The 22,573-nt window shown below is 64.4% G+C and carries 21 protein-coding genes; 8 read left to right on the top strand and 13 right to left on the bottom strand.

What is annotated here, in order from left to right; genetic code table 11:
* Window positions 1-7 precede the first annotated feature (7 nt).
* The 8 genes from MF134_RS12350 to betB form a co-directional block, all read right to left on the bottom strand.
* Window positions 8-853 (bottom strand): carbohydrate ABC transporter permease, encoded by an 846-nt coding sequence (locus MF134_RS12350; RefSeq protein ID WP_457589985.1) that lies wholly within the window; start codon window positions 851-853, stop codon window positions 8-10.
* 127 nt (window positions 854-980) lie between these two features.
* Window positions 981-1,832, bottom strand: a complete 852-nt coding sequence (locus MF134_RS12355; protein WP_255339937.1) for a carbohydrate ABC transporter permease — start codon at window positions 1,830-1,832, stop codon at window positions 981-983.
* Window positions 1,833-2,145: 313 nt separating this feature from the next.
* Window positions 2,146-3,465 (bottom strand): ABC transporter substrate-binding protein, encoded by a 1,320-nt coding sequence (locus MF134_RS12360; RefSeq protein WP_255339771.1) that lies wholly within the window; start codon window positions 3,463-3,465, stop codon window positions 2,146-2,148.
* A gap of 154 nt (window positions 3,466-3,619) precedes the next feature.
* Window positions 3,620-4,684 carry an ABC transporter ATP-binding protein gene (locus MF134_RS12365; protein WP_255339772.1) on the bottom strand — a complete coding sequence of 355 codons (1,065 nt, stop codon included), beginning with the start codon at window positions 4,682-4,684 and terminating at the stop codon, window positions 3,620-3,622.
* A gap of 273 nt (window positions 4,685-4,957) precedes the next feature.
* Window positions 4,958-5,116 carry a hypothetical protein gene (locus MF134_RS12370; RefSeq protein WP_255339773.1) on the bottom strand — a complete coding sequence of 53 codons (159 nt, stop codon included), beginning with the start codon at window positions 5,114-5,116 and terminating at the stop codon, window positions 4,958-4,960.
* A 79-nt stretch (window positions 5,117-5,195) separates the two neighbouring features.
* On the bottom strand, window positions 5,196-5,951 hold the full coding sequence (locus MF134_RS12375) for an anti-sigma factor (protein ID WP_255339774.1): 756 nt from the start codon (window positions 5,949-5,951) through the stop codon (window positions 5,196-5,198).
* Window positions 5,948-6,505: a sigma-70 family RNA polymerase sigma factor gene (locus tag MF134_RS12380; protein ID WP_255339775.1), complete on the bottom strand. Its 558-nt coding sequence runs from the start codon at window positions 6,503-6,505 to the stop codon at window positions 5,948-5,950. The genes MF134_RS12375 and MF134_RS12380 overlap by 4 nt, the downstream gene beginning before the upstream one ends.
* A 186-nt stretch (window positions 6,506-6,691) precedes the next feature.
* The gene (betB, locus tag MF134_RS12385) at window positions 6,692-8,155 is read right to left on the bottom strand and encodes a betaine-aldehyde dehydrogenase (RefSeq protein ID WP_255339776.1); all 1,464 of its coding nucleotides are present in this window, start codon (window positions 8,153-8,155) and stop codon (window positions 6,692-6,694) included.
* Window positions 8,156-8,321: 166 nt separating this feature from the next.
* On the opposite strand from betB, the gene MF134_RS12390 reads away from it, so the two are divergent.
* On the top strand, window positions 8,322-8,705 hold the full coding sequence (locus MF134_RS12390) for a DUF427 domain-containing protein (RefSeq protein ID WP_255339777.1): 384 nt from the start codon (window positions 8,322-8,324) through the stop codon (window positions 8,703-8,705).
* Between the two features lie 196 nt (window positions 8,706-8,901).
* Here MF134_RS12390 and MF134_RS12395 read toward each other — a convergent pair whose 3' ends face one another.
* The gene (locus MF134_RS12395; protein ID WP_255339778.1) at window positions 8,902-9,183 is read right to left on the bottom strand and encodes a SelT/SelW/SelH family protein; all 282 of its coding nucleotides are present in this window, start codon (window positions 9,181-9,183) and stop codon (window positions 8,902-8,904) included.
* A gap of 100 nt (window positions 9,184-9,283) precedes the next feature.
* Between MF134_RS12395 and MF134_RS12400 the strand changes: the two genes are divergently transcribed.
* Window positions 9,284-10,090 (top strand): potassium channel family protein, encoded by an 807-nt coding sequence (locus MF134_RS12400; RefSeq protein ID WP_255339779.1) that lies wholly within the window; start codon window positions 9,284-9,286, stop codon window positions 10,088-10,090.
* A 28-nt stretch (window positions 10,091-10,118) separates the two neighbouring features.
* Here the strand turns inward: MF134_RS12400 and MF134_RS12405 are convergent, their stop codons facing one another.
* Complete coding sequence (locus MF134_RS12405) at window positions 10,119-10,802, bottom strand: hypothetical protein (RefSeq protein ID WP_255339780.1); 684 nt, start codon at window positions 10,800-10,802, stop codon at window positions 10,119-10,121.
* Window positions 10,803-11,178: 376 nt separating this feature from the next.
* Window positions 11,179-14,238: an isoleucine--tRNA ligase gene (ileS, locus tag MF134_RS12410; protein WP_255339938.1), complete on the bottom strand. Its 3,060-nt coding sequence runs from the start codon at window positions 14,236-14,238 to the stop codon at window positions 11,179-11,181.
* Between the two features lie 342 nt (window positions 14,239-14,580).
* Here ileS and MF134_RS12415 point away from each other — a divergent pair, with 342 nt between their 5' ends.
* A complete protein-coding gene (locus MF134_RS12415) occupies window positions 14,581-14,862 on the top strand; it encodes a hypothetical protein (protein ID WP_255339781.1) in 282 nt (93 codons plus the stop codon).
* Here MF134_RS12415 and MF134_RS12420 read toward each other — a convergent pair.
* Window positions 14,831-15,814 carry a bifunctional riboflavin kinase/FAD synthetase gene (locus tag MF134_RS12420; protein ID WP_255339782.1) on the bottom strand — a complete coding sequence of 328 codons (984 nt, stop codon included), beginning with the start codon at window positions 15,812-15,814 and terminating at the stop codon, window positions 14,831-14,833. The two genes, MF134_RS12415 and MF134_RS12420, sit on opposite strands and share 32 nt — an antisense overlap.
* Complete coding sequence (locus MF134_RS12425; protein WP_255339783.1) at window positions 15,811-16,668, bottom strand: TIGR01459 family HAD-type hydrolase; 858 nt, start codon at window positions 16,666-16,668, stop codon at window positions 15,811-15,813. The genes MF134_RS12420 and MF134_RS12425 overlap by 4 nt, the downstream gene beginning before the upstream one ends.
* Window positions 16,669-17,022: 354 nt before the next feature.
* Here MF134_RS12425 and groES point away from each other — a divergent pair, with 354 nt between their 5' ends.
* The 5 genes from groES (at window position 17,023) to MF134_RS12450 (ending at window position 22,527) form a co-directional block, all read left to right on the top strand.
* Window positions 17,023-17,319: a co-chaperone GroES gene (groES, locus tag MF134_RS12430; RefSeq protein ID WP_255339784.1), complete on the top strand. Its 297-nt coding sequence runs from the start codon at window positions 17,023-17,025 to the stop codon at window positions 17,317-17,319.
* A 93-nt stretch (window positions 17,320-17,412) separates the two neighbouring features.
* Window positions 17,413-19,068 (top strand): chaperonin GroEL, encoded by a 1,656-nt coding sequence (gene groL, locus MF134_RS12435; protein WP_255339785.1) that lies wholly within the window; start codon window positions 17,413-17,415, stop codon window positions 19,066-19,068.
* Between the two features lie 168 nt (window positions 19,069-19,236).
* Window positions 19,237-19,791: a DUF805 domain-containing protein gene (locus MF134_RS12440; RefSeq protein WP_255339786.1), complete on the top strand. Its 555-nt coding sequence runs from the start codon at window positions 19,237-19,239 to the stop codon at window positions 19,789-19,791.
* Between the two features lie 130 nt (window positions 19,792-19,921).
* Window positions 19,922-20,110: a CsbD family protein gene (locus MF134_RS12445; RefSeq protein ID WP_255339787.1), complete on the top strand. Its 189-nt coding sequence runs from the start codon at window positions 19,922-19,924 to the stop codon at window positions 20,108-20,110.
* Between the two features lie 401 nt (window positions 20,111-20,511).
* Window positions 20,512-22,527 carry a sensor histidine kinase gene (locus MF134_RS12450; protein WP_255339788.1) on the top strand — a complete coding sequence of 672 codons (2,016 nt, stop codon included), beginning with the start codon at window positions 20,512-20,514 and terminating at the stop codon, window positions 22,525-22,527.
* The last annotated feature ends 46 nt before the right edge of the window (window positions 22,528-22,573 follow it).

A 22,573-nucleotide genomic window follows, 5' to 3' on the forward strand; every position in this document is an offset into this window, starting at 1 on the left:
TCTCGACCTACTCCTTCACCGCGCCCGTCATCGAGGACACGTAGTAGTCGACGAAGAAGGAATAGAGAATCACGACCGGCAGGGAGCCGAGCAGCGCCCCGGACATTAGCGCCCCCCATTCGTAGATGTCGCCGCGCACGAGTTCGGTCAGAACGCCGACTGGGACCGTCTTGTTCTCAGACGACGAGATGAAGGTGAGCGCGTAGATGAACTCGTTCCAGGAGAGGGTGAAGGCGAAGATGCCGGCAGAGATCAGGCCCGGCACCGCCAGCGGCAGGATGACCTTTGTCAGGATCTGCCAGCGCGTCGCCCCGTCGACCAGTGCGGACTCCTCTAGCTCGAACGGAATGGTGCGGAAATAGCCCATCAGCAGCCAGGTGCAGAACGGGATGAGGAATGTCGGATAGGTCAGGATCAGCGCCAGGCGCGAATCGAAGATGCCCACCTGGAAGACGATGAAGGCGAGCGGAATGAACAGGATCGAGGGCGGCACGAGATAGGCGAGGAAGATCATCAGCCCCGTGACCCGGGCGCCTGTGAAGCGGATGCGCTCGATCGCATAGGCGGCAAAGACCGATGCGAAGAGCGAGATGAAGGTCGAGGCAATGGCGACCAGCATCGTGTTCCACAGCCAGCCGGGATAGGAGGTCTCGAACAGAAGATATTCGATATGCTCCAGCGTCGGGCCGACCACCCAGAACGGGCTGTATTCCTCGTAATTCGTCAGCTGGGCGTCCGGCTTAACCGCCGTGATCGCCATCCAGTAGAACGGGAAGAGCAGCACGAAGACGAAGCAGGCGAGCGGCAGATAGACGACGAAGATCCGGCGCGGCAACGTGTTGAACTGGTCCATTCCCTCCGAATCGTCGTGGAGGGCGGCGCGCTTCACCTTGTCGAGGATGGCGCGGTCGGCGACGGTCTTCTCACTCATCGCGTGAAGCTCCGAAAGACTGGTGTGGGCTCGGGAACGGCGACGAGCATCAGTCACCGCCTCCCTGCTGCCATTTGCGCCGCTGCAGGCCGAAGAAGGAGAACAGGATCGCGGCGAGCAGGAACGGGATCATCGCCACCGCAATCGCCGCACCCTCACCGAGCTGCCCCCCCGGGATCGCCCGCTGGAACGACAGCGTTGCCATCAGATGCGTCGCGTTCACGGGACCGCCGCGGGTCAGCACGTAGATAAGCTGGAAGTCGGTGAAGGTGAACAGCACCGAAAAGGTCATCACCACGGCGATGATCGGGGTCAGGAGCGGCAGCGTCACCTTGGTGAAGCGCTGCCAGGAGGTCGCGCCATCGAGCGCCGCCGCCTCGTTCAACGATTGCGGGATGGTCTGAAGCCCGGCGAGCAGCGAGATCGCAACGAAGGGAATGCCGCGCCAGACATTGGCGGCGATCACCGAGGCGCGGGCGGTATTCGGATCGCCGAGGAAGTTGATCGGCTCGTCGATCCAGCCCCATCCCATCAGCACCCAGGAAATGATCGAGAACTGCGAATCATAAATCCACCAGAAGGCGAGCGCCGACAACACCGTCGGCACCACCCAGGGCAACAGGATGATCGCCCGGAAGAAGGTCTTGAACGGCAGATGCTCGTTCAGGATCAGCGCCAGCCAGAGGCCGAGCCCAAACTTCAGGATTGAGGCGACCACCGTATAAAGCAGCGTGTTGTAGACCGACAGCCAGAAGACCGGATCGTCGAACAGCCAGCTGTAGTTCTCGATGCCGATCCATTGGCCGGAACGGCCGATCGAGGCATCGGTAAAGCCGAGCCAGACACCGAGGCCCAGCGGATAGGTCAGGAAGCACAGCAGGAAGACCGCCGCCGGCAGCATGAACAGGAGGCCGAGTCCGTTGCGGCTTTCGACGAAGCGACGGAAGATGTTCGGGCGCGCGGATGCGGCGCCGGCTGCCTGCGATCCTGTCGTGTCGATGGTGGCCATATCTGACCGCTCCTTGCGCGGTGAATCGGGAGGCGCTGGCCCGTCACCCTTGTGATGAGCCCGGGCCGTCACCCTCATGGTGAGCTTGTCGAACCACGAGGGTGACGGCGCCATTGCCGCCATGCGCCCCCTCGTCCTTCGACAGGCTCAGGATGAGGGGGCTAGTTCGGCGCCGCGCCTGATCGGGGCGGCGCCTTTTTTGAGCTCAGCGGTAGTAGCGCGCGATTCGCCTTTCGGCATTGGCGATCGCTTCTTCCGCCGAGCGCTGGCCGGTGACCGCCTCGGCGAACATGTCGACGAGGACGTAGTCGGCCATGACGCCCGCCGATGCCGGTCCCAGCGGGCCGGCATAGCCGTTCGGCCGCAGGCTCGCCGAAGCGTTGGCATAGGCCTCGTGCACGGGATTCGACGTCCAGACCGGATTGTCGGCGAACTGCTTCAGCGGCTGGCAGCAATAGGCGCTGGCGCCTTCGAGCCAGGCGTTGAACTGCTCCGGCTGGAACATGAACGCGATGTAGGCCTTGGCCGCTTCCGGATACTGGGTGTGCTGGAAGACGTTGATCGTCGAGGTCTGGTGCAGTTCGACGGATTCGCCGACAGGCCCGATCGGCATGTTGGTGGTGCGAATGTCTTCGGCGATCTCGGCCATCTCCGGGTCCTTGCGGGCGGCGTAGTAGAGCGAGACGCCGTTCGCGGTCAGCGAGATCTGCTCGGCAAGGAAGGCGCGGTTGTTGTTGATGTCGAGCCAGCTCTCGGTACCGGGAATGAAGGTCGCATAAAGCTGCTTGGCATATTCGATCGCAGCCTTGGTCTCCGGGCTGTTGATCGCGACATTGCCGTTCTCGTCGACGGTCTTGCCGCCATGGCTCCACAGGAGCCAGTGGGCGTAATTGTTGCCGTCGCCGACGGCCTTGCCGTGCGGGAAGCCGGCCGGTGTGCCGTTGGACTGCATCGCCTTGCAGAGTTCCAGAAAGCCGTCGGTGTCCTGCGGAAACTCCGAGAAGCCCGCCGCCTTCATGTGGCTGTCGCGATAGCAGATCGCGTTGCCGATGGCGCAGAGGGGAATGGCGATGAACTTGTCGTCCGTCGTCGTGGCGTAGCCGCGAAGACCGTCGTACCAGCCGCCATAAGCATCGCCCAGCGCCTGGCCCAGATCGCTGACGTCGACGAGCTTGTCAGGATACTGGAACGGATCGTCGAACCAGCTCATGACCATGTCCGGGCCGGAGCCGACATTGGCAGCGACCGCGGCCTTCGGGCGGACGTCTTCCCAGCTTTCCTGGTCGATGCGCACTTCGACGCCGGTCGCCTCGGTGAACGCCTTGGTGTTGGCGTTGAAGGCCTCTTCCTCGCCGCTGACGAACGGCACCCAGCGCAGGAGCCGCAGCGAGGCGCCCGGTTCCGGCGTGAAACTCGGCATCGAGCCCTGGGCGAAGGCCCGTCCGGCTCCGAGCGGCCCGCCAAGGGCGGCGCCGGCGGCGAGCCCGGCCGCCCCTTGCAGAAGCGTTCTGCGGTTGATGGTCATGGTGTTTCCTCCCTGGTCAACACACGGACTGTGTTCTCTCCCGATGAAGGGTCCGCCGAGCGGCGTCCACCTTCGTGACCTCGTCGATACGCCTCGGCCGCGCCGGAGCGTTGCAGCATGGCGGAAATCCGCCCGAGGCCGCCGCAATCCTGACCTAGACCGAGACGCGCTCCCCGCTCTCGGCATCGAACAGATGAACGCTTTCGCGATCGATCGAGACCCGGATCTCCTCCCCCGGCCCCGCAGAGATGCGCTCGCGAAAGACGCAGGTCACCGGTGTTTCACCGAGCTTGGCCACCACATGGGTCTCCGAGCCGGTGGGCTCGACGACCTCAACCGTCATGGGCACGTCGCCGCCAAGGTGAAAGCTCTCGGGCCGAACGCCGTAGATCAGTTCCCGTTCGGCCTCGGCCCGGCCCGGATCGCCCACCGGCAATTCGATGCGATCGCCGGTGACGAAGCGTCCGCGATCCTCCGGGGCGAGCGCGCCGGTCAGGAAATTCATGGCGGGCGATCCGATGAAACCCGCGACGAACAGATTGTTCGGCTTGTCGTAAAGTTCGAGCGGCGAGCCCATCTGCTCGACGATGCCGTCATGCATGACGACGATCTTGTCGGCCATGGTCATCGCCTCGATCTGGTCGTGGGTGACGTAGACGGTGGTGGTGGCGAGGCGCTGATGGAGATTCTTCATCTCCGTGCGCATGGAGACGCGCAGCTTGGCGTCGAGATTGGACAAGGGCTCGTCGAACAGGAAGACCTGCGGCTCGCGCACGATCGCACGCCCCATGGCGACGCGCTGGCGCTGGCCGCCGGACAATTGCCGGGGATAGCGGTCGAGCAGATGGGACAGGCCCAGAATCTCCGCCGCCGGACGCACCCTCTCGGCGATCTCCGCCTTCGACACGCCCTTCAGCATGAGCGAGAAGCCCATGTTCTCGGCGACCGTGATGTGAGGATAGAGCGCGTAGTTCTGGAACACCATCGCGATGTCCCGGTCCTTCGGCGGCAGGGCGTTCACCATCCGGTCGCCGATCCAGATCTCCCCCGCCGTGACATGTTCGAGGCCCGCCAGCATCCGCAGGAGGGTGGACTTGCCGCAGCCCGAAGGCCCGACCAGCACCACGAACTGTCCCTCTTCGATGTCGATCGAGACGCCATGCAAGACCTCCACGGACCCGAACGCTTTGCGGACGTCCTTGAACGTCACCGATGCCATGCGATCCCCCCAACGTATTCGTTGTCCACATATTGGACGGAGATTTCGGGAAGTGCAACAGAGAACTGACCACGAAGCAGACCACTTGCAGCAGACTTTCAAAAACAAGGCTTTAACGATCTGAACTGCGCGTGATCCCGGCGTTTTGCCGTAGCGGAGGCGCCCCGAAATCCCGCCCTCGATCGTCAATGACGTATACGCTGCAGTGCAAGATCGCCCTCGCGCTTCACACGACCAGTTACCGTTGCACATGCCGCAAGGAGAGCGGCTGCGCTACTCGGGCCGGATCAGGATCGTCAGACCGAAGACGATGAAGCCGACGACGGCGATCTTCCAGAAGTCGCCGCGCCGCTTGAGTCCGGGAAGGCCGAAGGGCCGGATGAGATGGGCCACCATCAGGCCGATGAAGAGAAGGGAGAACAGCTTGGTCATGGCGCTGGCCTATCCTTCTCTTGCCAAAAGCGCACGGGAAAAGCGCAAGCGGTCCGATACTCAGGGATGGGCAGTTGGGTCAGATACCATGCAACGGACCCGAAGCCACGACCGGGCCTGTGGGCGAACCGGTGGGAGAGCCGCCGGGCGGCTCCATGGAGACGGCGAGCGCGGTTTCCGGCATGTCGATCCCGGCTTCCACAATGCTCAGCCTGTGGGCGGTCGAAGCGTCGATCACACCGAGAGAGCGCGGTGCGCCGCCGCCTGGTGGCACCATCCACAGTTCCGGCACCCGCCCCTGTCCTGTCGGCGCCCCGACGGGAATCAGTGTCGCGGTTCCGCTCGCCCGGTCGATGGAGATGGTGAACAGCGGTTCGCCCTGCTCGCTGGCCAGCGTCGCGATCAAGGTGCCGCGATCGGCGGCCGGGTCCGGTGTCAGACCGAACTGACCGCCCAGGCCGCCCGCGACCAGAATCAACGCGCCGAGGCTCGCAGCGGCGAGCCCCATGCCGGACAGTCCGATCCATTGCCAGATGCCGGCAACCCGTCGCCCGCCGCGCTGCCGGCCTTCCCTGCCGGTTCCATGGCGAAATCGCCTCATTCGGGCGAGATCCGCGGCAATGCGGGGCCAGAGGGCGGCTGGCGGCGTTTCCTCGGGCATGGCCTCGAAGAACGGGGCGAGCCGCTCGCCCCAGGCGTCGATCTCCGCCGCGAAGGCCGGATCGCGATCGGCTCGGCGCTCGACCGCAAGACGCGCCGAATCGTCCAGCACGCCGAGGACATATTCGGCTGCCAGGACGGCATCCTCGCTGTCGTCATGCGGCTGATCGCTCATCGCGACAGACACCCCTTCAATCTGATCAGGCCCCGCCTGATCCGGCTCTTCATCGTCCCCAGCGGCACGCTCAGCCTCCGGGCCAGTTCCTCATAGGTGATCCCGCCATAGAAGGCAGCGACGATCGCACCTCGCGTCCCCTCGTCCAGTTCCGTCAGACAGGCGGCAAGACGCTGGCCGTCTTCGGAGTGGGCGAGCGCGGCGAAGGCATCCGGTGCCTCGTCGGCCACCCCGGTCGCGGCCTCCACCGGCTGATCATCGCCGCGTCGGCCGATCCGGCGCAAGCGGTCGATCGAGCGATTGCGGGCGATGGTCGCAAGCCAGGTGATCGGGCTCGCCCGCCCCGCATCGAACCGGTCAGCGCGTTGCCAGACGGTCAGATAGACGTCGTGCAGAACGTCCTCGGCCTCTTCGCGATCATGCAAGATACGCAGAGTGACGCCGAACAGCTTCGCGGCGGTGCGCTCGTAGAGCTCGCCGAGCGCCGATTCATCGCCGGCCGCCAGACGATCCATGATGGCGACGAGCGCAACGCGCCCCTGGTCAGCCTGCAACTCCCCCTCCCCTTCGGCCGGGTCGGCCGATCCAGGCCTGATGCCACGTTCTGCGTTCTTCCCCGCAACCCGAAGCACATCTTCTGCGGCCCTGAACGGTCACAGGCGAACAAGGTCGTGATGCATTTGTCAACGCCGTCGCTCGCGACAGGAAGCGGAGGCCGTTCAGAGCATGCATCGCACGGGTCAATAAGGCGCTTCTTCCGGGCCGGTCGCCAGATAGACCGATTTGACCTGGCTGTAGTGCTCCAGCGCTTCGCGGCCGTTCTCGCGACCGATGCCCGACCGCTTGACGCCGCCAAAGGGCATCTCGACCGGCGTGAGATTGTAGGAATTCACCCAGACGGTGCCCGCCGCGACCCGCGCTGCCATGCGATGAGCGCGGGAAAGATCCCTCGTATAGATGCCCGCGGCCAGGCCGAAATCGGTCGCATTGGCGCGCCGGATCGCCTCGTCCTCGCTATCGAAGTCCATGACGCACATGACGGGCCCGAAGATTTCTTCCCTCGCGATCCGCATCGTGTCGTCGACATCGGTGAAGATGGTCGGCTCCACGAAGAGGCCGTTCGGAAGACCCGCCACCTCGGCGGCCTTGCCGCCGCAGGCGAGCGTCGCGCCCTGGCTGCGCCCGAGTTCCATATAGGATAGGACGCGGTCGTATTGCGCCTTGGAGACCAGCGGCCCCAGATGCGTCTCGGGGTCGAGGGGATCGCCAAGCCGGATCGCCTTCGCGCGCTCGGCGAGCTTCTCGACGAAGGCCTGGCGCACGCTGCGCTCGACGAAGACGCGGGTGCCGTTGGAGCAGATCTGGCCGGTGGAATAGAAATTGCCGAGGATCGCGCCGGAGACCGCCGCATCGAGATCGGCATCGGCGAAGACCAGGATCGGCGACTTGCCGCCGAGTTCCAGGGTCACGTGTTTGGTGGTCTCGGCCGCGCCACCCATCACCTTCGCCCCGGTTCCGACCGAGCCCGTGACCGAAACCTTGTCGATGGCGGGGTGCGAGGACAGCATCGCGCCCAGCGCGCCGCCGCCCTGAAGCACGTTGAACACGCCGGCCGGAACGCCGGCCTCGGTGTAGATTTCGGCAAGCTTCAGCGCCGTCAGAGGGGTGACCTCGGAGGGCTTGAAGATCATCGCATTGCCGCAGGCGAGCGCCGGCGCGCTTTTCCACGAGGCGATCTGGATCGGGTAGTTCCAGGCGCCGATGCCGGCACAGATACCCAATGGCTCGCGCCGCGTGTAGGCGAAGCCGTTCGGAAATTCGATGTGCGAGCCGCGAATGTCGGCGGCGAGTGCGCCGAAATATTCGATGCAGTCGGCGCCCGAAGCGGCGTCGGCAACGAGCGTTTCCTGGACCGCCTTGCCGGTGTCGAGGGTCTCGATCTCGGAGATCGCGTCGTTTTTCTCGCGCAGGATTTCCGCCGCCCGGCGCAGGATTCGCCCCCGCTCCGCCCCGCTCTTGGCCGCCCATTCCGCCTGGCCGCGCTTTGCCGCCGCCAGCGCCCGGTCGAACAAGGCGGGTGTCGCCATATGAAGCCGCGCGATCGCCTCCCCGGTGGCAGGATAGATGCTCTCGAAGGCCTCGCCCGCTTCATCCTCGACATAGGCGCCATCGACATAGTGGGAGGCGGGGGGCTGCGCGCGCATCGGGCGTCTCCGGGACGGTTGAATCGTTGCGGCGTAACTAGAGGAGCATCGCGGCGAACGGAAGCATGAGGCGGCGCGCCGGCTGACGAAATTGCGAGCGGCCAAAAGGATCGAAACGGCGCTTCGTCGGTTTCCTCTCCAAGGAAACAACAGCAAGGAGGCAGAGATGAAGAGCCTCGAGGAAACCCGCGACCACATCAAGATCGAGCGGGAGACGCAGCCCGTGACGGTCTATTTCAACGACGTGGTCTTTGCATCGACGAACGAAGCCCTGCGGCTGGACGAAGAAGGCTACGACCCGGTCTATTACATCCCGCGCGACCGGATCGAGATGGCCTATCTCATCGAGACCGACAAGCGGACGACATGCCCCTACAAGGGCGAGGCGCGCTACTGGACGATCTCGGCCATGGGGCGCGCCGCCCAGAACGGGGCGTGGTCCTACGAGAACCCCCATGAAGGGGTGAAGGACATTGCCGGCTACATCGCCTTTGCCAAGGATGCGGTGCGCGTCGAGGTGGATGCGCCTCCGACCGAGCAAAGCTGGTAAGGCGAATCGACGCATTTGAGCCCCGCCGGTCCGCACGGATCGGCGGGGCTTTTTCATGGGCAACTCTCGGCAGAAGTGGCCCTCCGGTCCACGTCAGGCAGCCTCTCCGCCGCCCAGCAAGCCTTGATGGCGAAGCGAAAGTCTTTTCGATCGCACTCCGAGCCCCGCGCGATGCCGAGGTCCTGATCGGCGCGTCCTAGGCCTTGCGGTCGCTGTGTCCGAGGTCGCGTTCAGGATCGAGCAGGTCGCGCACCCGCTGCTTCAGCACTTTCGCCTCGGGAAAGCCGCCGTCGCGTTTGCGCTCCCAGATCAGTTCGTCCTGATAACGGATCTCGAAAATTCCGCCGGTGCCGGGAATCAGCGCGACTTCGCCGAGATCGTCCCGGAAGGTCGAAAGAAGCTCCTGCGCCATCCAGGCGGCCCTGAGCAGCCATTGGCATTGCGTGCAATAGGTGATCGAGATTCGCGGGCGCGTCATGTTTTCCATCCGCGTGGTCGAGAGGCTTTGAAGTGATCGCGGCTTTCTGCGAGGCGATCCTCCCTATATGCGAGCACTGCCGCCAGACGCCAAGGATTGCATGTCGACCACCTCAGCCCGCTCCGTTCCCCGTCGTTACAGGCCCCTGGCACGCCTGCGCCTCAAACTCCGCAGACTCTATCACGGCCATTCGCGCAGGGCGCTGCGCTTTCAGATGGGCGTCCTGATCGTCGATCTGGCGATCATCGCGCTCTTCATTGCCCAGCCCGTCCTGAAGGACATGTCGGCCTACCTCACCATCGACTACATGGTTGCAGGAATTTTGTCCCTCGACATCGGCGCGCGGTTCCTGGCCTCGCGGCGACCGCTCGAGAGGCTCAAGCGTCCGGTGGTCCTTCTGGATCTCGTCATCCTGGCCACGCTCTTGATGCCTTACACCCTTGCCAATTTCGGCTTTCTGCGCATCGTCCGGCTCTGGTCGCTGTCACGAAGCGGAGCGCTCTGGCGCCCCTTGCGCCGCTGGGGCAAGGGCGACTGGGAACCGACCCTGCGGGCCGTCCTCAATCTCGTGACGTTCCTGTTTCTCTCGACCGGATTCGTCTACACCACCTTCTTCCGCAGCGATACCGGTCTCGAAGGCTATCTGGACGCGCTGTACTTCACCGTCGCCTCGGTGACCACGACGGGCTACGGCGACATCACACTCCAGGGATCCTGGGGCAAGGCGACCTCGATCCTGATCATGATCATCGGGATCACGCTGTTCGTGCAACTGGCCCAGGCGGTCTTCCGCCCCCGCAAGGTGGACTTTCCCTGCCCGCAATGCGGATTGCAGCGGCACGACCCGGACGCCGTCCACTGCAAGGCCTGCGGCCATATCCTGAAGATCCCGCACCACAACGACTGAGGGGCGGGCCGGTCTTACCGGGAAAAGATCAGAACGGCAGAAGCTCGCCGACCTTGTCGAGGAAACCGCCGCCATTGCCGCGCAGGCGCCGCGCCTTCACGTCTTCGTCCTCGCCCGGATCGCCGACGGGCGCCGATGCGGCCGGCTTGCGGTAGTCGATCGGCGGCTCGCTCAGATATTTGCGCCGCTCGGGGCTGCCCTGCTGACGCTCCTTCAGCCGCTCGCGCATGAGCGCGGCCCGGCCTTCGAGTTCCTGCGGATTGAGCGGGGTCGCGGAATCTGGAGCGCCGAGCCTGTTGCCGCGGCTGCGGGTCGTGCGGTCGAGATAGCCCTGGGTCACGCCTTCCTTTTGGCTGTTGGCGAAATCCGCAGGCAGAGGTCCCTCGCCCTGGTAAGCGGCGGCGCGAATACGGGCGGATCGCTCCTCGGGGCTTTCCGGCCAATTGGGATCGCCCGTCGTGTTGCGCACGGGCTGAGGCGCCGGCAAGACAGAAGTGTCCTCGGGCTTCACCAGGTCGGGGCGCGGCGTGTAGGCGATAGTTGCCGTCTTGTTCTCGCCGCCGAGCGCGACCATGTTGTTGAGGTCGTCGAACAGCGTTTCACCCTGCGTCTTGCCCGTCCCGTAGGTCGGGCCGAGACAGCCGGCAAGCGTCAGACATCCTGCCGTAAGCGCCGCAGCAGCGACCACCTTGCGCATGGTGTTCGGCATCATGGCGATACGTCCCCCTCAATTCCCTTTTCGCCGTGGCCCGTCATGGCCATAGCGGATCAAACAGACCCCGAAGCAGTGTCCGATGTCGCGAACTCATTTCGCTCCACCGGTCGGATGACGAGCGACGAAACCCAACATTTCGCTCGCGCCGGTCCGCCGAACGCTTCCTTCCCCCTTCGAACGAAGCGTGTCGAGACCGGCTTATGCAGAAGCTCGGCAAAGGCCAAGCCCATTTCTGCAACAAGTCGTCCCTTGGCAGCCGAATCCGGCGAATTCCGGGCATAATCAGCGAGCGCTAACAGATTTCCCCAAAAAACCGCCCTATGGGAAGCTGCGCCGCACCATACATGGCGCGACGCCCTTACCTGGCGGTGGGTCAGGCGGCGACGCCCTCGCCAGCCGCCTTCAATTCGCGGAGCGCCTTGGCATCGCGGGCGGAGACGTCCGGATACTCGGAATCCAAGCCGACATCGTCGGTGATGCGCCAGGACCGGGCGCATTTCCTGCCCTCGGCCTTGCGGAAGACCACAGCCACATCGGGCGTGTCGGCCAGCGTGAAGGCACCTTCAGGCGCAGGCTCGGCGGAGATTTCGACGCCGGAGGTGATGCAGATCTCGGCGAAGTGCGAGTCGTTGACCAGCGCCCAGGTCTCCTCGTCGGCGATGTAGACCGTCGGCCAGGCTTCGAGCGAAGACCCGATCACCTTCTCGCGACGCTTTTCCTCAAGCGCGCCCATGACCACGCGGCGCGCCTTGCGGATCTTCTGCCAGCGATCGGCGAGAGCGGGATCGCGCCAGGCCGGTTCGACGCCGCGGAACTGTTCGAGATGCACCGATTCCGCTTCCGGATAACGCGACAGCCACGCCTCTTCCATGGTGAAGGGCAGCATCGGCGCGAGCCAGGTCACCAGATGGTCGAAGAGGGTGCGAACCACCTGCAGCGCCGCCTTGCGCTTCACCGAGGAGATCGGCTCGCAATAGAGCGCGTCCTTGCGGATGTCGAAATAGAAGGCCGAGAGTTCGACCACGACGAAGTCGAGAAGCGCGCGGGAGATGCGCTTGAAGTCGAAGGAATCGTAGCCCTTGCGCACCTGATCGTCGAGTTCGGCGATCCGATGGAGCATCAGCCGTTCGAGCTCTGGCATCTCGGCGTAAGGAACCGTCTCGCCCTTGTCGTGAGCGAGCGTGCCGAGCATCCAGCGCACCGTGTTCCGGAGTTTGCGGTAGCTGTCGACATTGGTTTGCAGGATCGTCTTGCCGAGTCTGAGATCCTCCGAATAGTCCGAAGACACCACCCAGAGCCGGAGGATGTCCGCACCCGACTGCTTGATGACGTCCTGGGGCGTGACGACGTTGCCGAGCGACTTCGACATCTTGCGCCCCTCCTCGTCCATGACGAAGCCATGGGTAAGGACCGTCTCGTAGGGCGCGCGGCCGCGTGTGCCGCAGGACTCCAGCAGCGAGGAATGGAACCAGCCGCGATGCTGGTCGGAGCCTTCGAGATAGAGATCGGCCGGCCATTTGAGATCGGGCCGGGTCTTGAGGCAGAAGGCATGGGTCGAGCCGGAATCAAACCAGACATCGAGGATGTCGCGGACCATGGTCCAGGGTTCGCCGGCCCGATCGCCGAGGAAGCGCTCGCGCGCGCCGTCCGCGAACCAGGCATCGGCGCCTTCCGCCATGAAGGCGTCGAGAATGCGGGCGTTGACGACGTCGTCCTTCAGGACCTTGCCGTCCTCGTCGATGAAGACGCAGATCGGGACACCCCAGGCGCGCTGGCGCGACAAGACCCAGTCCGGTCGGTCGGCGATCATGCCGCGCAGCCGGTTCTGCCCGGAGGCCGGCACGAAATGCGTCTGGTCGATGGCGTGGAGCGCACGGGAGCGGAGCGTATCGGAGTTGCTGTGCGAGCCGCCTCCCTCGCCCGAAGACATCCCGTAACCGTCCAGCTCGCGGTCCATATGGACGAACCATTGCGGCGTGTTGCGGAAGATGACCGGCTTCTTGGAACGCCAGGAATGCGGATAGGAATGTTTCAGCCGCCCGCGCGCCAAAAGATTTCCGGCGGCGATCAGCGCGTCGATGACGCGCTTGTTGGCATCGCCCTTCTTGCCCTTGTCGTCGATGACGCGGGCCGCCCCACCTTCAGCGTCCGGCCCGAAGCCCGGCGCATCCTTGGTGTAGAAGCCGGCATCGTCGACGGTGAAGGGGATCGTCGTGTCGATGAAGCGGTCTTCCAGATCGCGCCTGGCGTCCATCCAGGCGTCAAAGTCCTCCCGGCCGTGGCCGGGCGCGGTGTGGACGAAGCCGGTACCGGCATCGTCGGTGACGTGATCGCCGGCGAGGAGCGGGACGGCGAATTCGTAGCCGCCGCCGAGGCCTTTGAGGGGATGTGAGCAGACGAGGTCCTTGAGGTCCGAAGCGGAAACGTCGGCCACCCGGATCACGCCGCCCTCGGGCACCCTGGCCTTTGCAAACACGTCCGCCGCCAGCGCATCGGCCAGTACGTAGCGACTGCCCTGCTTCGCCCAACGCGGATTGTCCGTGTCTTCAGGCGCCGTAACCTCATAGAGGCCATAGGCGATGCGCGGCGAGAAAGCGATCGCCCGGTTGCCCGGGATCGTCCAGGGGGTCGTCGTCCAGATGACGATGGAGGCGTTCTTAAGATTCACAGGCTCCGGCACCTGCATCGAGGGGGTAGCCGCTGTGACCAGCGGCACGGCTCCGCCATCCACGACCGGAAACGCCGCCCAGATCGTATCCGATTCATGGTCGTGATACTCGACCTCGGCCTCGGCGAGCGCCGTGCGCTCCACCACCGACCACATCACCGGCTTGGACCCTCGATAGAGCTGGCCGGACATGGCGAATTTCAACAATTCGCCGGCGATGACGGCTTCGGCGTCATAGGCCATGGTGAGATAAGGCGTCTTGAAATCGCCTTCGACGCCAAGGCGCCGGAACTCTTCGGTCTGGACGCCGACCCAATGGGTCGCGAAGTCCCTGCATTCCTTGCGGAACTCGTTGACCGGGATCTCGTCCTTGTTCTTGCCCTTTGCTCGGTACTCCTCCTCGATCTTCCATTCGATCGGCAGGCCGTGGCAGTCCCAGCCGGGCACATAGTTCGCGTCATAGCCGCGCATCTGGAAGGAGCGGTTGATCACGTCCTTCAGGATCTTGTTCAGCGCGTGGCCGATATGGAGATGGCCGTTGGCATAGGGCGGGCCATCGTGAAGGACGTATTTCGGCCGGTCCTTCGAGGTCTCGCGGAGCTTCTCGTAGAGGCCCATCCCGTCCCATTTGGCGATCCATTCGGGCTCGGCCTTGGGCAGGCCCGCGCGCATCGGAAACTCCGTCTGCGGCAGGAACAAGGTCTTGGAATAGTCGACGGTCTCGCCCGTTGGGGCGGTGTCCGTCGTTGAGGTCTTCTCGCTCATGATGCAGTCAGCCAACTCGTCCACCGCGTCGCGGGCGGCGGGAAATTCGTTCAAGCGCGGTTTTGCAACGGCCCGGTCCCTCCCCGGCTCGTGCGCGAGCCGTCAGAAGGCCGGGCGGCTAATTCGTATGCCGAAAAAATGGGCGCGCCTGTCCAACATGGTGGGTCGCTTTAGCAACTCCGGGCGGCGATGAAAAGCATCGGCGGACGCTGGCCGCCGACAAGAGTGGCGGTCTACCAATTCGCCACATTGCCGCGCGCGAATCGGAGGTCTAACTTCCGACGATGAAAAGGCCGCCCTGCGCCCGCTCGTTCGCGGCCCCATCCGTGGAGGGCTGTTGCCATGCTCGAGCTCTTTCGCTTCCTCCTGCGCCACGCCGCCATCGGCTTTTCCGCCGCCGCGGCCCTGACTGCAATCTTCGTCTATGGCGATCTCGCCGGCTTCGGCACGGTGGTGCGCCAATCCGACATGGGTCTCGTGGCCTGCGCCCTGGTCGTCTATTTTCTCGGCCTGACCTTTTCGAGCGTCCAGATCGGTTTTGCGATCATGACCGGCCAGACCAACCCGGACGAAATGGCGCGGGTCAAAGCGCTCAAAAAGCGACCCGGCGGTCGAGCGCGCTGATCGGAGACACGCCGGCTAGAATGTCTCGGGTTTCCGCCGAGTCGCGGTCCATCTGTGCAATCAGCGCTTCTGCGCTGTCGAATTTTTCTTCACCGCGCAGGAAGCCGAACAGCGACACGGTCACCGGCTCGCCGTAGAGCCCCTCTGAAAAGTCGAACAGGAACGTCTCGAACAGGGCCGCGCCATTGTCGAAGGTGGGCCGGCGGCCGAAGCTCGCCACGCCGTCATGAAGCGAGCCGTCGCCACGGCGCAGACGCACGGCGTAGATGCCGAAGCGCAGGATCGTATCCGGCATGAGGAGCAGGTTCGCGGTCGGATAGCCGAGGGTGCGACCGAGCTTCTGACCCTCCTGCACGCTGCCGCCGATCGTCCAGCGATAGCCGAGATATTCGGCCGCTGCGGCGACGTCTCCGGCTTCGAGCATGGTACGAATGCGCGAAGAGGAGACGATCTCGCCATCCTCGCCGCCCAAGGCCGGGACCAGCGTCGTTTCGAACCCATGCTTGTCGCCCGCCGCGGAGAGCGTCTCGGGTGTGCCGGCCCGGCGCCGGCCATAGTGAAAGTCGAAACCCGCCACGACATGCCGCGCCCGGAGCCGATCGACCAGGATCTCGCTCACGAAGGCTTCGGGCTCGATCGTGGCAAAACTCTTGTCGAAGGCCTGCTCCACCACGGCGTCGAAGCCGAGCGCTTCGAGAAGCCGCGCGCGCATTGGTGCCGGAGTCAGCCGCGGCACCGGCTGGTCCGGCCGGAAGACGGTGCGCGGATGCGGCTCGAAGGTGAGGCAGATCAGCGGCAGGCCATCCCGCCGGGCTATGTCGGCCGCCGTGCCCAGAACCGCCTGATGCCCGCGATGAACCCCGTCGAAATTCCCGATCGCGACCACGCCACCCGAGAGGCCAGGCGGCAGAGGGTCCGACCCCTGAAGACGCGCGATGGCTTCCGCCGTCATCTAAGTGCCGCCATGAAATAGTCCGCGGCAAGACCATTCTCGGCCAGCACCCGCGCGATCGCCGCAGGGTTCTCCGGCTCGTCGCCGAAATCCTGGCCGTGGATGCCGCCCGTGATCAGAAGCACGTCGACTCCGGCCTGGTTCGCGCCTTTGATGTCGGTGAAGAGCCCGTCGCCGATCGCCAGGATCGCCGCGTCATCGGCCACTTCGGCGACACGGCGCGCCTCGCGGTAGATCGCGGCGTGCGGCTTGCCCGCCATGGCCACCTCGCCACCGAGTTTCGCATATTCCTGCGCTATGGCGCCGGCGCAGTAGACGAGCTGCTCGCCGCGATGCACGACAATATCCGGATTGGCGCAGATCATCGGCAGTCCGGTGGCCCGGAACCGGCTCAGGAGTTCGGCATAGTCCTCCGGCGTCTCGGTCTCGTCGTCGTACAGCCCCGTGACCACCGCGATCGCCGCGCGATCGGGATCCTCGACGCGCTCCACGCCGAGATCGGCGAAGAGATCGTAATCGCGCTCCGGCCCGATATGGAAAGCCGGTCCGCCGGCCTCTTCGATCAGGGCGCGAGTGGCATCGCCCGAGGTCACGACCGCGTCGTAGGCATCGCGGGAAAAGCCGAAATGGTCGAGTTGGGCGACGATCCCAAGCGACCGCCGGGGCGCGTTGGTGAGGAGGACGACCCTCGCCCCGCCGGCCCGGGCAGCGGTGAGGGCCGCCTCGGCATGGGGGTGCTTGGCAAGCCCGTTGTGCACCACGCCCCAGATGTCGCAGAAAATGACGTCGTAGTCCCCTGAGACATCCGAAAGATGGTCGATCCGGCGCGGTTGCCGCATGGCGTTGTCCTGCATGTCTCGTCCTGGAAAACCGTCGGGAGGTCTTGAATTGCGCTTCGTCGCGATAGAGATGGGTCGCGTGGCGGTCAAGCCAAATGCCCCGGGAGCCGGGACGCGGCCCAGAACGGAATGCCGCCCGTTCTTCAGGATCTCCCGCGGTGCAGCGCCCATGGGCTTCAGACCACCCGAGACGCCGGCCGGACCTGAAAAAATTTTAACCCTGGCCTTGTGCGTCGTCTTGACACCCGACTGACCTCATCCCTATTTCGTCTGCTGTTAGCACTCTCCACAAGCGAGTGCTAAGACACTGTTTCAGCCGGATGCTCGACGAGGTCCGGCATTTTGCTTCAACAAAGGGTTCATACGAACATGGCAGCTGTGAACTTCCGTCCCCTGCATGACCGCGTTGTGGTTCGTCGGGTGGAATCCGAGGAGAAGACCGCCGGCGGCATCATCATCCCGGACACGGCCAAGGAGAAGCCGCAGGAAGGCGAGATCATCGCGGTCGGCTCCGGCGCCCGCGACGACAGCGGCAAGGTCGTCCCGCTGGACGTCAAGGCCGGCGATCGCGTGCTGTTCGGCAAGTGGTCCGGCACCGAGGTCAAGCTCAACGGCGAAGACCTTCTGATCATGAAGGAGTCCGACATCATGGGCGTCGTCGCCTAAGGCCGCGAACCCGTTCGGACCAATCCGTCGAATCTTTTCATCCAGACACGAACGGCGCAGCTTCCTTGAGAGTGCGCCAAGGAGAGTTGGAATATGGCAGCGAAAGACGTCAAGTTCGGCCGCGACGCCCGCGAGCGCATGCTGCGCGGTGTCGACATTCTCGCCGACGCAGTGAAGGTCACCCTCGGCCCCAAGGGCCGCAACGTCGTCATCGACAAGTCCTTCGGCGCTCCGCGCATCACCAAGGACGGTGTCTCGGTCGCGAAAGAGATCGAGCTCGAGGACAAGTTTGAGAACATGGGCGCCCAGATGGTGCGCGAAGTGGCCTCGAAGACCAACGACAAGGCCGGTGACGGCACGACCACGGCGACCGTTCTCGCCCAGTCGATCGTCAAGGAAGGCGCCAAGGCGGTTGCCGCCGGCATGAACCCGATGGACGTCAAGCGCGGCATCGACAAGGCCGTCGCCAAGGTCGTCGACGCGCTCGGCACCGCCGCCCGCTCGATCGACACGTCCGACGAAGTCGCCCAGGTCGGCACCATCTCTGCAAACGGCGAGAAGGAAATCGGCGAGATGATCGCCGGCGCCATGCAGAAGGTCGGCAACGAGGGTGTCATCACCGTCGAGGAAGCCAAGACCGCCGAGACCGAGCTCGAAGTCGTCGAAGGCATGCAGTTCGACCGCGGCTACCTGTCGCCGTACTTCGTGACCAACGCCGAGAAGATGGTCGCCGAGCTCGAGGATCCGTACATCCTCCTGCACGAGAAGAAGCTTTCCAACCTGCAGGCCATGCTGCCGGTTCTGGAAGCCGTCGTTCAGTCTTCGCGCCCGCTCCTCATTATCGCCGAGGACGTCGAGGGCGAGGCTCTGGCCACGCTCGTCGTCAACAAGCTGCGTGGTGGCCTGAAGATCGCCGCCGTCAAGGCTCCGGGCTTCGGTGACCGCCGCAAGGCCATGCTCGAGGACATCGCGATCCTCACCGGCGGTACGGTCATCTCCGAGGACGTCGGCATCAAGCTCGAGAACGTCAATCTCGACATGCTGGGCCGCGCCAAGAAGGTCTCCATCACCAAGGAGAACACCACCATCGTCGATGGTGCCGGCGAAGCCGAGCAGATCAAGGCCCGTGTCGGTCAGATCAAGGCGCAGATCGAGGAGACCACCTCGGACTACGACCGTGAGAAGCTCCAGGAGCGTCTGGCCAAGCTCGCAGGCGGCGTTGCGGTCATCCGCGTCGGCGGTGCGACCGAGGTCGAGGTGAAGGAGAAGAAGGACCGCGTCGACGACGCCCTCAACGCGACCCGTGCGGCCGTCGAGGAAGGCATCGTGGCCGGTGGTGGCGTCGCGCTGCTGCGCGCTTCCAACGCCGTTGACCTCAAGGGCGACAACGCCGATCAGGACGCCGGTATCGCCATCGTCCGTCGCGCGCTGCAGGCTCCGATCCGTCAGATCGTGCAGAACGCCGGTGCGGAAGGCTCGATCGTCGTCGGCAAGATCCTCGAGAACGACTCGCTCTCCTACGGCTACAATGCCGCGACCGGTGAGTATGGCGACATGATCCAGATGGGCATCGTCGATCCGGTCAAGGTCGTGCGTTCGGCGCTCCAGGACGCGGCTTCGGTCGCCGGTCTCCTGGTCACCACCGAGGCCATGATCTCCGAGGCTCCGAAGAAGGAGTCGGCCGGTGCTGGCGGCATGCCCGGCGGTGGCATGGGCGGTATGGGTGGCATGGGCGGTATGGACTTCTAAGAAGTCCGCCGGCTCTTTCCAGCCAAGCATTATGGGGCGGTCCTTCGGGGCCGCCCTTTTTGCTGCGCAAACGATCACCCCGACAGGAGACGCCTTTTAACGCCCGTTTCAAAGTTTTGCTTACGACTGACGCTTACAACTTTCCCTGCGTAAACAGGAGTGTTGTGGGTGTCCCGTTTTTTCAGCTTCAAGGGCCGGATCGGCCGTACGACCTGGTGGTTGGCGTTCCTGCTCAGTTTCCTTCTTCTTTCTTGCGGCTTCTTGATGGTTGGCATGGCGGGCGGAACGGCCGCCAGCGCTCCTGTCGCGATATTCGGGACCGTCCTCATTCTCCTGAATATATGGATCGGCTGGGCGACCCTCGTCACCCGTCTGCACGACATGGACCATTCGGGCTTCTTCGCCCTGCTCATGTTCGTCCCGATCGTGGGCTTCGTCCTCATCGCCCTCTGCGCATTCAAGAGCGGAACCATGGGGATGAACCGCTTCGGCATGCCGGGCGGCTCGGACCGGTCCAGCAGTCTGGGCGAGGCCTTTGACGCCTTCGATGTGGGACAGGACGACCGTTTCGCCGCGAAAATCGTACCTCGGCCCGCGAAGCGTTCTCCTTCGACAAACGGACGCTCGCTTCGCCCTGCTCCGTCATCGTACCAACCGAAATCCTCGACCGGGCGGGGATTGCCGCGCCAAAGCTTCGGGCGACGCGGCTTCTCGGCAAGTTGATCAGCTCGCTGGCGTCTTCCCGTTCGAAGAAGGCCTTGTTTTGTCTTCGAGAACGGAACGCGCGACGAACTTCGACCGTTCTCCTGTTAGACGCGATCGAGGATCGATCGCCCCATCAGGAGGAACGACCATGGTCGACAAGAACGAAGTCAAAGGCGGCGCCAAGGAAGCCGGCGGCAAGGTCAAGGAAGCGGCTGGCAACGTCACCAACGACCGCGACATGCAGGCCGAAGGCAAGGTGGACCAGGCCGAGGGCAAGACCCAGAAGAACTACGGCAAGGTCAAGGATGCCGTGAAGGATCAGAGCGGCTCGCACTGACGAAGTCGCCGACTGCGGCCTCTGGTTCGCGGCCCATTCGAATTCACTCGAGAACCCTCGGCCGTGGCCGGGGGTTCTGTCGTTCCGGGCTCTGCAGAAGCGGCTCGCCTGACCATTGGAAAGCTGCGGTCTCTTTCGCCCCTGACGGGGCGCAGCCACGGGCCCTGGCTCGAAGCTGTCCCACGCTTCGTTCCCCACCGACGCGCGCCCGATGGCACCAGGACCGGATGACGCGCCTGCGGCGACCTGATGGGCTGAGCAATTTTGCTCCGAAAATGAGATTTTCGATGAACTTTCTTGGCTTTTGAGGTGCAAGGACGTTGAACCCTCCTCCGTAGCTGTCTAAGCAGACCTTAGGGAAGGCCTGTTCCGCAAGCGGAACCGGAGAGGTGATTTTTCGAATGCGGTCACTGCGCGTCGTCTTGCCGCTCATGCTGGTGAGCTTGCAGATTGCTGCAATCCTGGCGATCGTCGGCCTGACTTTCTTCACGTCCGAAGAGATGCTTCTCTCTTATGCCGACCGGTTGACCCAGAAAGTCGCCGGCGACACCACCGCCTTTACCGAGAGCTTTCTCGACCCGGCCGACGACGCGGCGGCTCTCTCGCAGCGACTGGCCGAAACCGCCGTCGTCACGGCGAGCGAACCGGATCGGCTGATCCGCTATTTCTACGAGACCTTGCGCTCGAAGCCTGATTTCTCCGGCATCTATTACGGCGCGGCGGACGGCTCGTTCCTTTATGTCAGCCGCGACCACACTGTCCCGGGTGCCTCCTTTCGCGCCAAGAAGATCCGGACCGAACCGGATCGCCGCGTGGAACTCGTCTATTACGATCACCGCTTTCAGGTGAGGGAGCGGCGCCTCGATCCGCGCGACACGTACGATCCGAGGTCCCGGATCTGGTATGAGGAAGCCACCTCCGCCCGGTCGGTGATCTGGACGAAGCCTTACGTGTTCTTCTCCTCGCGCCAGCCGGGCATTACCGTAGCCTCGCCCGTCACCGGCAACGACGAGCAGATCGACGGCGTCGTGGGCATCGATATCGAGATCGACGCCGTCTCAAGCTTCCTGCAGCGCCTCGATATCGGCACGGACGGCTCGGTCGCGGTGATTTCCGAGGACAATCAGATCATCGCCCATCGCGACACGCCCGTGGTGCGGCAGGACGCGGTTGTGGCGGATCCGCGCTTTGCAAAATATGACGAAATCGACGACCCGGCCCTCGCCGCGGTGATCAATACGATCGGCGGCAGCATCACCGACGTCGCGCCGGGAAAGACGCAGCTGGTGCGCGTGACGGTCGACGGGAAATCCTGGCGCGGTGCGGTCGAGCGAATGCGCGGGTCGCGCACGCCGTGGGCGGTCGTCACCTATCTGCCCGAAGAAGAGATCCTGGCGCCGATCCGCCGCGTCCGCAATCTCGGGCTCTGGGTCGCTCTGGCCGTGATCGTGCTGACGGCACTCGTCGGTGCGCTGCTGGCGCGTACGGTCACGCGGCCATTCAAGGCGCTCGCGGCCCAGGCCGACCTCATCGCCGCCGGTCGGTTCGAGGACATTCCGATCCCGACGCTGAAATTCGCCGAACTGGAGCGCACCAAGACCGCCGTGCGACGGGCGACCGACTGGCTGCGGGGCTATCGCAGCCGCAACGAAGCGCTGACGGCCGAATTGCGCGGCGCCAGCGAAGTTCTCGAGCAGCGGGTGAAGGAGCGCACGCAGGAACTGGCCTCCGTCAATCGCGAACTTGAGAAGGCCAATGCAGAATCCAGGCTCCTGGCGCGCGAACTCGACCACCGGGTGAAGAACCTCTTCGCGATGACGAGCGCTCTGGTCACGATTTCCGCTCGCGAGACCGATTCGGCGAAGGAACTGCGGCAGATCGCCTGCGATCGCATCCATGCCCTCGCGCAGGCTCATACGAACTCGCAGGCGCTGACCGAGACCTCGATCGGGGCGATCGTTCGCGGCGTCCTGAAACCCTACCAGCAATCGCCGGGCCTCACTTTGACCGTCGAAGGGCCCGAGATCGCCATCGGCCCGACCCGCGCCGGTTCGCTCAGCCTGATACTCTACGAACTCGCGACGAACGCGGCGAAATATGGCGCGCTCGGCGTCGAAGGCGGCAGCCTCACCGTCACCTGGGAACAGGACGAGGCCGGAGTTGTGACCCTCGACTGGGTCGAACGCAGGGGCCCTGAACCGCTCCCGGCCGGTGGCGGCAACGGCGCGTCGGAAACCCAACCTTCCGGCGGTTTCGGCTCGCAGATGCTGGCGACCATGGCGACGAATCTCTCGGGCACACTGACCCGCGAGCAGACCGCCGACGCCTTGGAACTGCGATTGTCGTTCCCGAATCCCGCACCCTCCCGGCACAGGCCGCCGGGCAGCCCGGATTTGTCGGAAGGTATCGGAGACTGACCGCCCGAGCGGCCCGGTTGCCATTCAGTAAAAAAGATGGGCTGCG

The organism is Jiella marina (genome assembly GCF_024359545.1).
Lineage (GTDB): Bacteria > Pseudomonadota > Alphaproteobacteria > Rhizobiales > Rhizobiaceae > Jiella.